Origin of the sequence: Streptococcus sp. 27098_8_76, assembly GCF_041432315.1 — a bacterium.
Classification (GTDB): Bacteria; Bacillota; Bacilli; order Lactobacillales; family Streptococcaceae; genus Streptococcus.
In genome coordinates this window covers 1-12,694 of sequence record NZ_JAPVZI010000019.1, presented here as the reverse complement: position 1 = coordinate 12,694, position 12,694 = coordinate 1, and the positions used below count along the sequence as shown (strand labels likewise).

Sequence of the window (12,694 nt, the reverse complement as noted above, 5' to 3'; positions counted from 1 at the left end):
TACATCTTCAAAGAAACTAAGAAAGATAAAGATGGAAATACAATCCATGTATATACTAAGAAATCTTCTTCAACACCATATTCACCAACACCTTCAACTCCAAGTAATGAAGAAAGTAAATCAACAGTTTGGAAAGATACTGAAGGTAATGTTCTAAAACCTCAAGAAGATGGTACAAAAGATAAGGGAACATTTACTGGCTATGAATATGTCAAGACTATTTTAGTTGGAAATGTAACAACCCATATCTTTAAGAAAGTGATTACTCCAAGTCATGATGGAACTCCTTCTCATTCAGAAGTGCCTGGACAATCAGATAAGCCAAATCATCCAGATGTTCCTGGACAATCAGATACCCCAGATCATTCAGATGTAACAGCGACATCAGACAAATCAACTCAAATAACGAATTCAAATGAATCAACATTTGTAGATGGTAAACGGGAACTTCCGAATACAGGTACTCAATCATCAACTTCATCTCTCCTTCTTGGAGCTCTAGCAGCAATAACTGGCTTAGGTTTAGTTTTAAGACGTCGTAAAGATGATAAGGAGTAAGAAATGGTATAAAGCGTAATAAGTCGCTTATCTATCATTCTGAGGTTTATGATAATCAAGAAAAGCCTTTCCTCTATTCTTAGGGGAAGGGCTTTTTGAAGTAGGATATGTAAGTAAGGTAAACCCCAATAACGAGGTATATTGAAAAATCTCCAGACTAGAGAACTCACTGATAGTTCCTAATCTGGAGATTATTTTTTTAATCTTCTTTCAACTTCGCCAATTCCTGGGCAAGGAGTTTAAGGGCGACTTGTGGGTTGGCTTGGCCTTTGGTTGCTTTCATAAGGAATCCTGTGAAGGCCTTATCTGCGTTACGTTTGCCTGACTTGAAGTCGGTAACTGCGGCTTCGTTATCAGCAAAGACTTGGTGGATAATTGGAATCAAGACAGCTGGATCTGAGATTTGGACCATACCTGCTTTCTCCACGTATTCACGCGCTCCACCGCCATTTTTAGCTAGATGGACAAAGACTTTCTTGGCAATCTTAGAAGAGATTGTGCCGTCTTCGATGATGGCAATCATTTCAACCAAGTTTTCTGGTGTCAATTCGATTTGTTCTAGTGTTTTTCCTTCAGCGTTCAAGAACTGAGCGACTTCGCCTTGGAGCCAGTTAGAGACTTGTTTGGCATCGCCACCAAGAGCCACAGCTTTTTCAAAGAAATCAGAAGTGACTTTGTTCGCCGTCAACTGGCTAGCATCGTAGTCTGACAAACCAAGGTCAGAGACGTAGCGAGCACGGCGTTCTTTTGGAAACTCTGGTAACTCTGTACGCATTTCCTCAATCCACTCGTCTGAGATTTCAAAGAGTGGTAGGTCTGGTTCTGGGAAGTAGCGGTAGTCTGCAGCCCCTTCCTTGACACGCATGAGGATGGTTGCTTTGTTAGCTTCATCGTAACGGCGTGTTTCTTGACGGATTTGACCGCCTGATCGAAGGATTTCAGCTTGACGTTGGACTTCGTATTCAAGACCTTTGCGAACGTTTGAGAAGGAGTTGAGGTTCTTCAACTCTGTCTTGGTACCGAATTTCTCTTGACCATAAGGACGAAGGGAAATGTTGGCATCCACACGCATAGAACCTTCTTCCATCTTGACGTCAGAAATACCAGCGTACTGGATAACTTCCTTGAGGGCTGTTAGGTAAGCATAGGCTTCTTCAGGAGAACGCATGTCTGCTTCAGATACAATCTCAATCAATGGCACCCCTTGGCGGTTGAGGTCAACGTAAGAGTAGCCGTCTGTACCGTGGGTGTTTTTACCAGCATCTTCTTCTAGGTGAGCGCGCTCGATACCGATTTTCTTGGTCGTACCGTCTTCTAGCTCGACTTCAATCCAACCGTTATAACCGATTGGCTCATCAAACTGAGAAATTTGGTAGGCTTTTGGATTATCAGGATAGAAGTAGTTCTTGCGGTCAAAGTGCATCTTTTTGTGGATGTCCATGTTGAGGGCAAGAGCAGCCTTGATACCGGCATCAACAACACCTTTATTGAGAACTGGCAGAACTCCTGGGAAAGACCAGTCAATCACATTGGTGTTGGCATTTTGATCATTTCCAAAGTGGGCAGAAGTAGGTGAGAAGATTTTTGAATTGGTGTTGAGCTCTACGTGGACTTCAAGTCCGATGACTGTTTCAAAGTTCATTAGTTGTCACCTCCAAAAATCACGGGTTGTTGTTTGTGGTAGTCTGTTGTTGCTTCAAAGGCAGCAGCAACTTGGTAAATGGTTTCCTCAGAGTACTTAGGACCAATCAATTGCAGACCGACAGGTAGACCTTGAGAGAATCCAGCTGGAATCGAAATTCCTGGGAGACCAGCTAAGTTGACTGGGATGGTCAAGAGGTCAGCCAAGTACATGGCAACCGGGTCATGGTTGAGTGAATCCAAGTCATAGGCAACACTAGGAGCAGTTGGTCCCAAAATCAAGTCATAATCCGCAAAGACTTTTTCGAAATCTTGGATGATGAGGGTACGGACCTGTCCAGCTTTCTTGTAGTAGGCATCGTAGTAACCTGATGAAAGGCTGAATGTACCAAGCATGATACGACGTTTCACTTCTTCACCGAAACCTTGGCTACGGCTGTTTACATAGATTTCATCAAGGTTGGTTGCATCTTCTGCGCGGTAGCCGTAACGGATACCGTCAAAACGTTGCAAGTTTGATGAAGCTTCTGATGAAGCGATGATGTAGTATACAGCAACACCGTATTTAGAGTGAGGAAGGCTGACTTCTTCAACGATAGCACCAAGTTTTTCAAAGTGTTTAGCGGCATTCAGAATAGTTTCCTTAACCTCTGGGTCAATTCCTTCCCCAAGGTATTCCTTAGGTAAAGCAATTTTCATTCCCTTGATATCTTGACCGATTTTTGAAGTAAAGTCGGCAATGCGGACAGGAGCAGAAGTAGAGTCTTTAGCATCTTCGCTGGCAATAGCGTTGAGCAAGAGGGCATTTTCCTTAACAGTAGGAGCAAAAGGTCCAATCTGGTCTAATGAGCTACCAAAGGCAATGAGACCGAAACGTGAAACTGTTCCGTAGGTTGGTTTAAGACCAACGATCCCGTTGAAGGCAGCAGGTTGGCGGATAGAACCACCCGTATCAGAACCTAGTGACAAGCGGACTTGTCCTGAGGCTACAGCTGCAGCAGAACCACTTGATGAACCACCAGGAACCTTGGTCTGGTCCCAAGCATTTTTAGTCGCACCGTAGTAAGAAGTTTCACCTGATCCACCCATGGCAAATTCGTCCATGTTGGTTTTTCCAACAACAATCATACCCTTGGCTTTTGCATTGGCAACGGCTGTTGCATCAAAGATAGGCTCATAATTGTAGAGCATTTTTGAGGCAGCAGTTGTGAGAATACCGTCTGTAGAGATATTATCCTTAACAGCAAGTGGAATTCCTGAAAGGACATTATCAGCATCAATTCCAGCTTCATCAATAGCTTTAGCTTGAGCAAGGGCTTGCTCCTCAGCGATGGTAACAAAAGCGTTAATAGCTGTCTCGCGAGACTTGATATCTTCAAGCGTAGCTTGTGTCAATTCTGTTGCTGAAATTTCCTTAGAAACAAGGAGATTGTGCAGGTCTTCAATGGTTTTATTGTTGAAAGTCATTAGGAATCTCCTCCATCGTCTAGGATAGCTGGTACCTTGATATAGTAGTTGTCTTTTTCAGGTACGTTTTTAAACAAGCGGTCGCGGTCTGTTCCTTCTTCGGCCACATCAGGGCGGAGTACGGTCTTGCGGTCAGCCATGGTTGTAGTAGGTGCGACACCAGTTGTGTCGACTTCGCCCAGCAATTCAACCATGTCAACAATCTTAGACAAGGTAGTCGCAAAGGCAGCAGTTTCTTCTTCAGAGAATCTTAATTTTGAAAGATTGGCAACGTGTGTTACCTCTTCTTGCGTAATTTTCATCTTGCATCCTTTCGTGAAATGATGATTTTTAGTCTGTTCTATTTTACCATATTTTCCTATAAATAAGGGAGGGAAAGATGAAAAAAGACATCTGGCAAGTCGAGAAAGAGGTTTTTAAAAGAGACAAAAAAATAGCCGTCCTAACTTTGGCGAGTTAACGAGCTATTTTTTAGTTATGTAATTACAGCCACCGTCTTAAACGGCTCTGTAGGGTGTTGTTGACGCAACACCTTTTTCTATATTCATTGTAACATTTATTTTAAAAATTGCAAGGGGAATAGGATGGTTAGTACTTGGATAAGTTGGATATTAGCTCAACAGTTGGCATTAAAACTGCTAAATAATTTTTGGCTATCAGCAAACTAAAATTCTTTGATTTTAATATGCACTTTTTTGGTATTCATTCCACAAAGCCTGAAGTTCATCTGCGTTCTCTAAGACATATTGTCTTATTATTTTTAAGTCTTTTGCTTTTAATTTACCATCTCTCAGTTCACCGTTCAGAAACATTGAGCCGACCTCTTCTCCGTGGATATAAAAGTGGATATGCGCTTTTTGACCTTTATGGTTATGTTCGTTAGGACGAATTTCAATACCATACTTTAGGAAAGAATATTTAGGCATGTAATAATCCTACGTAATCCTTCCATGTTTCAAGATAGTTATCGCGGTTCAACTCAATTTGCTTTTGAGCAAAACGAATGTCATAGTCTGCCAAGTCCAAATTTTCCAATACTTCTCCAGTTAGAATGCTAAAGGTTCCAATTAATTCATCGTCATCATACATGCGTAAAATAGGGTTGCTTGGATTCTTGTAAATATCATCTTTTGTCACTTCTAAATTAGTTACACCAAATTCCTTGAACATGATTGCTTCTCCTTTTTCTTTTATTATATCATTTTTGCTAGAATTGTCACGGTTTTCTATCTATTTGACTACAAGGAATAGCTTTTGTTCAAGTATAGTCTGACATAAAATAGAAATTGAAAAAAATGCTAAAATCCGATATAATGGAGTGTTGAAAGGAATGGTAAAATCCAATGTAGAAATCATTCTTAGCTATTGAAACAAGAAAAATAGAGAATCAAAGAAAGAGAACTTATGAATATTCAAGAAGAAATTAAGAAACGTCGTACCTTTGCCATTATCTCCCACCCGGACGCGGGGAAGACAACCATCACTGAGCAACTGCTCTACTTTGGGGGCGAGATTCGTGAGGCTGGTACGGTAAAAGGGAAGAAAACAGGGACTTTTGCCAAGTCTGACTGGATGGATATCGAGAAGCAACGTGGGATTTCCGTTACTTCATCTGTGATGCAGTTTGACTACGATGGTAAGCGCGTGAATATCCTTGACACACCAGGACACGAGGATTTCTCAGAAGATACCTATCGGACCTTGATGGCGGTGGATGCTGCGGTCATGGTCGTGGACTCTGCCAAGGGTATCGAGGCCCAAACTAAGAAATTGTTTGAAGTTGTCAAACACCGTGGTATTCCAGTCTTTACCTTTATGAACAAGTTGGACCGTGATGGACGTGAGCCACTAGACCTCTTGCAAGAGTTGGAAGAAGTCTTGGGCATTGCGAGTTATCCGATGAACTGGCCAATCGGGATGGGGAAAGCCTTTGAAGGCTTGTATGACCTTTATAATCAACGCTTGGAGCTATATAAAGGGGATGAACGTTTTGCTAGTCTTGAAGATGGGGATAAGCTTTTTGGTAGCAATCCTTTCTACGAGCAAGTCAAGGATGATATTGAACTTTTAAATGAAGCTGGAAATGAGTTTTCAGAGGAAGCTATTCTGGCTGGAGAATTAACACCTGTCTTCTTCGGTTCAGCTTTGACAAACTTTGGTGTGCAGACCTTCCTTGAAACTTTCCTCAAGTTTGCTCCAGAACCACATGGACACAAGAAAACAGATGGCGAAATTGTGGATCCTTATGACAAGGATTTCTCAGGATTTGTCTTTAAAATCCAAGCCAACATGGACCCTCGTCACCGTGACCGTATTGCCTTTGTCCGTATCGTATCGGGTGAATTTGAGCGTGGCATGAGTGTCAACCTACCTCGTACTGGTAAAGGGGCTAAACTTTCGAATGTGACTCAGTTTATGGCGGAAAGTCGTGAGAATGTGACCAATGCCGTAGCAGGTGATATTATCGGGGTTTACGATACAGGTACTTATCAGGTTGGAGATACCTTGACGGTTGGAAAAAACAAGTTTGAATTTGAACCCCTGCCAACCTTTACTCCTGAGATTTTCATGAAAGTTTCTGCTAAAAACGTCATGAAACAAAAATCTTTCCACAAGGGAATCGAGCAATTGGTGCAAGAGGGGGCGATTCAGCTCTATAAGAATTACCAAACAGGTGAGTACATGCTGGGTGCTGTTGGTCAACTTCAGTTTGAAGTCTTCAAACACCGTATGGAAGGCGAGTATAATGCTGAAGTGGTCATGAGTCCAATGGGTAAAAAGACTGTTCGTTGGATTAAACCAGAGGACTTGGATGAACGGATGTCATCAAGTCGAAATATTTTAGCCAAAGACCGTTTTGACCAACCAGTCTTCCTCTTTGAGAACGACTTTGCCCTTCGCTGGTTTGCGGATAAGTATCCAGACGTAGAGTTGGAGGAAAAAATGTAGATCGCCAAAGTTACTTGATTGTGTAACAATCTAAGTAACTAACGCCAAGTTTCTATGGAACTTGGCTAGGCGCTCCACTAGTAAAGTTTTACGAATAATATCGATTCGTAAAACTTTACGTCGTAACTGGTAGTGAGTGGTCTAGCTAACTGCCTTACTAACTCATCGGCGAAAAATAATCGTTTTCGCCTCTTCGTGTCGTAATGTAAAAATTGTAAACTGCTATGGCGGCTTACCTAAACGCTTCACTAGGCAAAGTCCACGAATGGTATCGATTCGTAAAACTTTCCGTCGTAACTGGTAGTGAGTGGCCTAGCTAACTGCTTTACTAACTACGTTTGGCAAATAGAATCGATTTGCCAAACTCCGTGTCGTGGTGTAAAAAATCGCCTTACCTAAACGCTTTGCCGTCATAATGGGAAGTGAGCTACCAAAAATATGATGGGAATAAAAAAGAAATGAGATAGAGAATGAGAGAAGAGAAAAAAGCGATTGTCTTAGGTGCAGATAATGCTTATATGAATAAAGTTGAGACTACGATAAAATCCCTATGTGTTCACCATGATAATCTTAAGTTTTATGTTTTCAATGATGACCTTCCGAGAGAATGGTTCCAATTGATGGAAAAAAGACTAGAGACTGTGAACAGTGAGATTGTGAACGTTCAGATTGACAGTAGTATTCTGAAAGATTATCGCCTACCCTTTGAGGGACTTTCTTACGCTACCTTCTTTAGGTATTTTATTCCAAAGTATGTAAGTGAGTCTCGTGCACTGTATTTAGACTCGGATATTATCGTAAGAAAACCGATAGATGAGCTGTGGGACTTGGACTTGACAGATATCCCTTTAGCAGCAGTTAGAGATGATTTTTATACACATATTTTTAATGCTGGTTTTTTGTTAATCAACAATGACATGTGGAGAGCAGAAAATGTCACGCAAGACCTGATTGAGTTAACCAACCAATACCATCAAACAGATTATGGGGATCAGGGAATTTTGAATCGTCTTTTTGAAAATCGTTGGAAAGAACTAGAACCTATCTACAATTTCATGGTAGGTATGGACACTATAGCTGATTTTTATGGAAAAAGTGACTGGTACCCACATGCTGAGTTACTGGAAGCTTCTGTAAAAATGATTCATTATACAGGTGAGAAACCTTGGCAACAAATTACGCTCAACCGTCTGAGAGAAGAATGGTGGTTTTACTATGGTTTAGAGTGGTCGGATGTCTTATTAAGGAAATTTTCCCTAGAGTCAGGCTATAGAGGACTGGTGAAAAAGGTACGAGCTCGTACAGCGGTTGTGACTATAACATTAGAGATGCCCCATCTAGAATTTCTTGTGAAGAATTGTCCAGACGTAGAGTTTCATCTTTTGGCGCCTACCAATTTTGCGGGATCTATTATGGCTCTTCAGGGATACACCAACGTAAGACTATATCCAAATTGCACGCTTTACAATGTAGATAGTGTTCTTTCCCAATTGGACTTCTATTTGGATATCAATGCTGATCGTGAGATGTTTGATGTGATAAGTAAAGCTAAAGCAAGACAACTTCCTATTTTAGCATGGGATACAACGAATCGTGATACAGAATCATACAGCCAAATCGTCTCGGAAGAGAATCCTCAAGAAATGCTTGAACTCATTGAAAAGCTGGTATCGAAGTGATTGCCTTCAAGCTTAAGAGTAGACAAAATCCATACGGTATTAGTCACTATGATAGATTGACCTAAAAATGTTACTTCTTATCGGGTGTAGAAAGTATAGAAAGGGAATTGATGAATCAATTACAGGAAAATCAACTGGCTAAAAAAGCTATTATTTTATGCTTTGATAGGCCGTATTGTGAACAAGCTATTGTAACCATTAAATCTTTATGCGCGCATCAACGTGGATTAAGAATTTATGTGTTTAATAAGGGGGATATTCCGCAAGAGTGGTTTTCTGCACTTCAAGGATGGTTGAAGCCCTTTGATTCGGAAATTGTCAATATTCGTTTACCAGAGGAAGAGTTAGCGATGAGGCATTTTAATCTCAAAAACAGTGCTCATATATCTGCTACGAAATTTTTGATTTATTACATTGCAGACTATGTTAAGGAGGATATAGCGCTTTACCTAGATTGTGATCTTATCGTAACAGGAAATGTGGTTCATCTTTTGGACTATGATTTAGACGGTTATTATGTAGCGGCGGTTAATGATAGTGAGCTGGATCCTAGAACAAATAAGGATGTTAAATGGGAACTAAACTCGGGTGTGATGCTTGTTAATATCAAACGCTGGAAACGAGAAAATGTTCGCGATTGGTTGTTAAACTTATCTGAGGAACACTATCAAGAAGTAAGAAATGGTGAACAGTCTATTATGATTATGGCCTTTGGTCAAGAATGGTTACCGCTTGATGATACCTATAATTTTTTTGTAGGATATGATGTTTATGATAAAAGTGAATATAGACTTTCTCGTACAAGGTTAGTGGATAATCAATTACCTTTAGTGTTACATTATATCGGTAGCGAGAAACCATGGGGAACGATGAGCCGTAACCGATTTACGAGTTTATGGTGGTTTTACTATGGCTTAGATTGGTCAACGATTTTAAATACTTATCTATTTAACCTAGCCTTGTCGGAATATAATCATTCAATACTTCGTCCGAGATTAGTAGTTTTTACTACTGTTGAGGAATTAGAATGTTTAGACGAGCTGGTTCAGAGTTTGCCTGAGTGTGATTTCGATATTTTTGCCCCAACTATGATGAGTCATGGTTTACTAGCTTATGGCCAGTATCCCAATGTTCACTTTTATCAAAGTGCTTTTAATCCGATAAAGTATGACAATGTATTAGAGACTGCGCTAGCAGTGCTAGATATTAGCCAAGGAATGGTTTGGCAAGACGCTATGGATACTGCATTGAAACTGAAGACGCCAGTCCTTGCTTTCCCTCAGACCAATCATGTTGGAGAACAGGCACAAGTTTGTGAAACATCGCAACTAATGGCGAATCGAGTAAAACAGCTGATAGCAGATAAGAAGCATTTGAATATACTTTAGTCTATGGGCAATCAGAGTCTAGCTATGAAACTTGCTAAATTCAAAAAAGTCTTAGATTTATAGTATAAAAAATTGCTTTCAATGATAAAATATGAAAAAAGGACTGTTCTGCTAATCAGAATGTCCTTTTTGTTTACAGTAGATTTGAATGATATTGTCAAGTGTAGTAGATTGAAATAAAATATGAATAAACCGATTAGGAAAAGGCAAATCGATTTCTAGCAATGTTTAGAATTCTTAGAGTATTATTCCAGCTTCAATGTATTATGGTATTTTAGTCTGAAACTACATTCTCGTCAGCACTTGATGAAGGATTTTCTTTACATCTAACAAAATTTGGTGACTCTCTACATAAAATCATATAATATAGTAGATTGAATCTGGAATAGTACGTCGTGGTTGCTAAAACATTTCTAGAAATTAATTTAACTTCCCTAGTCAGTTTGTTCATATCTTATTTCAATCCACTATATCAACTACCTAATTGATTAACTTCTAAAGTCACCTTTGATTTTCGGTCATCCTTAGAGTGTGTCGTTTGATAGGGTTCTATGAGGATTCTTATTATTTATTTCATTTCTTTTAATAATTCCAACTAGGCATTTGAAACGGCTATCAGAGCAAGTTTTGCTGGATTTATAATTCATATTTCCATTTGCTCACGTTTTGTTTTGCAGGATATATAATGCTTTAATTGCAGGTAATATTCTTGTGCTTCTTAAGAGGAGTATGAAGTAGATTGTAGCTGGAAATTTGAGAATGAAATAAAGAAGAATAGAATTGTTTTAAATTTGCTACCAATTTCCTTTCTTTTTTCGAATAAATAGATAGAGCCAGAGAATCTAGTAAACCTAGATTTAAAAATGTGCTATAATGAAAGGAGAAGAAATATGACTGTACGTCATCCGGGCATTAGCCCAACTAATGATTTGGTTGCTAAGAAAATCTTTAGCAATCCAGAAATCACTTGTCAATTTATCCGCGATATGCTGGACTTGCCAGCAAAAAATGTGACCATTTTGGAGGGAAGTAATATTCATGTCTTGCCTTCCCTGCCGTACTCGGCCCAGGATTTCTATACCAGTATAGATGTCTTGGCGGAGTTGGACAATGGGACACAGGTTATCATTGAGATTCAGGTTCATCATCAGAATTTTTTCATCAATCGTCTGTGGGCTTACCTATGTAGTCAGGTCAATCAAAATCTTGAAAAAATTCGCCAACGAGAAGGTGATACACACCAGAGTTACAAACATATTGCACCAGTATATGCTATCGCTATCGTGGATAGTAATTATTTCTCAGATGATTTGGCTTTTCACAGTTTCAGCATGCGAGAGGACACGACAGGTGAAGTTTTAACAATTACAAACAATGGACAGGAAAACCATCTGGTCAAGATGGCATTCTTGGAACTAAAAAAATACAGAGAAACCAGCAAAGACGAGGTTCGCAAGCCCTGGTTGGAGTTTTTCGGGAACAAGCCCTTTACTCAACAACCCGAGCGAGCGATCAGCCAAGCAGATCAACTGCTGGACTACAAGAGCTGGTCCGAGGAGGACAGAAAGATGTTTAGTCAACTACGTATGCGAGAAGAACAAGCCTTGTTAGCACAGGACTATGCCTTGGAACAAGCTGAAGAAAAGGGTTTAGAACGTGGTCTTGAACGCGGTCGTGCAGAGGGTCGTGAACAAGGACGAGAAGAAGGCATTGAACAGGGACTGGAGCGTGGAAAACTTTTTGCCTTCCTGGATATGGTTCGCCAAGGTCTTCTAACACCTGAGGTTGCGAGTGAGCAATTGGGTATGACCGTGGCTGAGTTTGAAGAATTATTGAAAGAGCATCATAAATAAGAACTAAAAAAATACAGAGAAACCAGCAAAGACAAGGTTCGCAAACCGTGGTTGGAGTTTTTCGGTAACAAGCCCTTTACCCAACAACCCGAGCGAGCCATTAGCCAGGCAGACCAACTGCTAGACTACAAGAGCTGGTCCGAGGAGGACAGAAAGATGTTTAGTCAACTACGTATGCGCGAGGAACAGGCATTGTTGGCACAGGACTATGCCTTGGAAACAGCTAGAGCAGAAGGTATTGAACAAGGAATCGAAAAAGGTTTAGAGCAAGGTCTTGAGCGTGGTCGAGCTGAGGGGATTGAACAAGGACTGGAACGAGGACGAGCAGAGGGTCTTGAACAAGGACGAGCAGAAGGCGTTGAACAGGGACTTGAGCGCGGGAAAGTTGAAGGAAGGGAAGAAGGAAAACTTTTTGCCTTCCTAGATATGGTTCGCCAAGGTCTTCTAACACCTGAGGTTGCGAGTGAGCAATTAGGCATGACCGTTGCGGAGTTTAAGGAATTTTTATAAATCAGTAGAACAATGACAGATTTTTCCGTATCAGATGGAATAATCTGTTTTTTTATAGCGAATTGAATCTGGAGTAGTACAATAAAATACCTAAAATATTGTTATAAAATATAGTGGACTGAATCTGGAGTAGGACGATACTGCCTCTAAAACATTCTTATAAATTGATTTAAATTCCAAATTTTCGTAGCTACATTCCTATTTCATTTTGCTATAATTTAAATTCCCCAATTTATTTGTTTGGTTTTTATTTCATTTTATACTCTTCGGAACTCTCTTCAAACCACGTCAGCTTTACCTTGCCGTATATATGTTACTGACTTCGCTAGTTCTACCCACAACCTCAAAACCGTGCATTGAACTACCTGCGGTTAGCTTCCTAGTTCTTTCTTAGATTTTCATTGAGTATAAAACAGAGTATTCAAAAAACAATATATAATCACTAGATTAATAAATTGAACTTGAAAAACAAATCAAACTTTTATAAAAAAATTTGGGAAGTTGCTGTAAAAACCATGTAACAGAAATTTAATATTTCTCAATTGAATAACATAAAAACGCTTAAAAACTCAATTTTGAAGCCAAAAAGGGGCTTGGAACAATAGCTTGAAGTATCTTTATAAAAAATAGAGTAAAAGGAATAATATTT

The 12,694-nt window shown here is 39.9% G+C and carries 10 protein-coding genes and 1 pseudogene; 6 read left to right on the top strand and 5 right to left on the bottom strand.

Annotated elements, in window-relative coordinates:
- On the top strand, positions 1 to 558 hold a 558-nt coding region (locus tag O3636_RS10390), incomplete at its 5' end, for an LPXTG cell wall anchor domain-containing protein (RefSeq protein WP_371643061.1).
- Positions 559 to 757: 199 nt separating this feature from the next.
- Here the strand turns inward: O3636_RS10390 and gatB are convergent.
- The 5 genes from gatB to O3636_RS10365 all read right to left on the bottom strand — a co-directional run bounded on the left by gatB (position 758) and on the right by O3636_RS10365 (position 4,836).
- Positions 758 to 2,200 (bottom strand): Asp-tRNA(Asn)/Glu-tRNA(Gln) amidotransferase subunit GatB, encoded by a 1,443-nt coding sequence (gene gatB / locus O3636_RS10385; protein WP_371643060.1) that lies wholly within the window; start codon positions 2,198 to 2,200, stop codon positions 758 to 760.
- Positions 2,200 to 3,666, bottom strand: coding sequence for an Asp-tRNA(Asn)/Glu-tRNA(Gln) amidotransferase subunit GatA (gene gatA / locus O3636_RS10380; RefSeq protein ID WP_261013331.1), 1,467 nt, complete (start codon positions 3,664 to 3,666; stop codon positions 2,200 to 2,202). The genes gatB and gatA overlap by 1 nt, the downstream gene beginning before the upstream one ends.
- Entirely contained in the window at positions 3,666 to 3,968 is a 303-nt protein-coding gene (gene gatC / locus O3636_RS10375) for an Asp-tRNA(Asn)/Glu-tRNA(Gln) amidotransferase subunit GatC (RefSeq protein WP_371643058.1), read from the bottom strand. The genes gatA and gatC overlap by 1 nt, the downstream gene beginning before the upstream one ends.
- 378 nt (positions 3,969 to 4,346) lie before the next feature.
- The gene (locus O3636_RS10370; RefSeq protein WP_371643056.1) at positions 4,347 to 4,592 is read right to left on the bottom strand and encodes a DUF4160 domain-containing protein; all 246 of its coding nucleotides are present in this window, start codon (positions 4,590 to 4,592) and stop codon (positions 4,347 to 4,349) included.
- Positions 4,585 to 4,836 carry a hypothetical protein gene (locus O3636_RS10365; RefSeq protein WP_000471833.1) on the bottom strand — a complete coding sequence of 84 codons (252 nt, stop codon included), beginning with the start codon at positions 4,834 to 4,836 and terminating at the stop codon, positions 4,585 to 4,587. The genes O3636_RS10370 and O3636_RS10365 overlap by 8 nt, the downstream gene beginning before the upstream one ends.
- 234 nt (positions 4,837 to 5,070) lie before the next feature.
- Between O3636_RS10365 and O3636_RS10360 the strand changes: the two genes are divergently transcribed.
- The 5 genes and pseudogenes from O3636_RS10360 to O3636_RS10340 all read left to right on the top strand — a co-directional run.
- On the top strand, positions 5,071 to 6,615 hold the full coding sequence (locus tag O3636_RS10360; protein ID WP_001025437.1) for a peptide chain release factor 3: 1,545 nt from the start codon (positions 5,071 to 5,073) through the stop codon (positions 6,613 to 6,615).
- Between the two features lie 470 nt (positions 6,616 to 7,085).
- On the top strand, positions 7,086 to 8,294 hold the full coding sequence (locus O3636_RS10355; protein ID WP_371643053.1) for a glycosyltransferase: 1,209 nt from the start codon (positions 7,086 to 7,088) through the stop codon (positions 8,292 to 8,294).
- Between the two features lie 110 nt (positions 8,295 to 8,404).
- On the top strand, positions 8,405 to 9,682 hold the full coding sequence (locus tag O3636_RS10350; protein WP_371643051.1) for a glycosyltransferase family 8 protein: 1,278 nt from the start codon (positions 8,405 to 8,407) through the stop codon (positions 9,680 to 9,682).
- Positions 9,683 to 10,572: 890 nt separating this feature from the next.
- Positions 10,573 to 11,535: an Rpn family recombination-promoting nuclease/putative transposase gene (locus tag O3636_RS10345; protein ID WP_371643049.1), complete on the top strand. Its 963-nt coding sequence runs from the start codon at positions 10,573 to 10,575 to the stop codon at positions 11,533 to 11,535.
- A pseudogene (locus O3636_RS10340) lies at positions 11,536 to 12,045 on the top strand (hypothetical protein); the annotation flags it as partial.
- Positions 12,046 to 12,694: the final 649 nt, after the last annotated feature.

Bases quoted from the DNA above. Each gene is read 5' to 3' on its own strand.
- gatB (WP_371643060.1), bottom strand. From the start codon at position 2,200: ATGAACTTTGAAACAGTCATCGGACTTGAAGTCCACGTAGAGCTCAAC.
- O3636_RS10355 (WP_371643053.1), top strand. From the start codon at position 7,086: ATGAGAGAAGAGAAAAAAGCGATTGTCTTAGGTGCAGATAATGCTTAT.
- gatC (WP_371643058.1), bottom strand. From the start codon at position 3,968: ATGAAAATTACGCAAGAAGAGGTAACACACGTTGCCAATCTTTCAAAA.
- O3636_RS10365 (WP_000471833.1), bottom strand. From the start codon at position 4,836: ATGTTCAAGGAATTTGGTGTAACTAATTTAGAAGTGACAAAAGATGAT.
- O3636_RS10345 (WP_371643049.1), top strand. From the start codon at position 10,573: ATGACTGTACGTCATCCGGGCATTAGCCCAACTAATGATTTGGTTGCT.
- O3636_RS10350 (WP_371643051.1), top strand. From the start codon at position 8,405: ATGAATCAATTACAGGAAAATCAACTGGCTAAAAAAGCTATTATTTTA.
- gatA (WP_261013331.1), bottom strand. From the start codon at position 3,666: ATGACTTTCAACAATAAAACCATTGAAGACCTGCACAATCTCCTTGTT.
- O3636_RS10360 (WP_001025437.1), top strand. From the start codon at position 5,071: ATGAATATTCAAGAAGAAATTAAGAAACGTCGTACCTTTGCCATTATC.
- O3636_RS10370 (WP_371643056.1), bottom strand. From the start codon at position 4,592: ATGCCTAAATATTCTTTCCTAAAGTATGGTATTGAAATTCGTCCTAAC.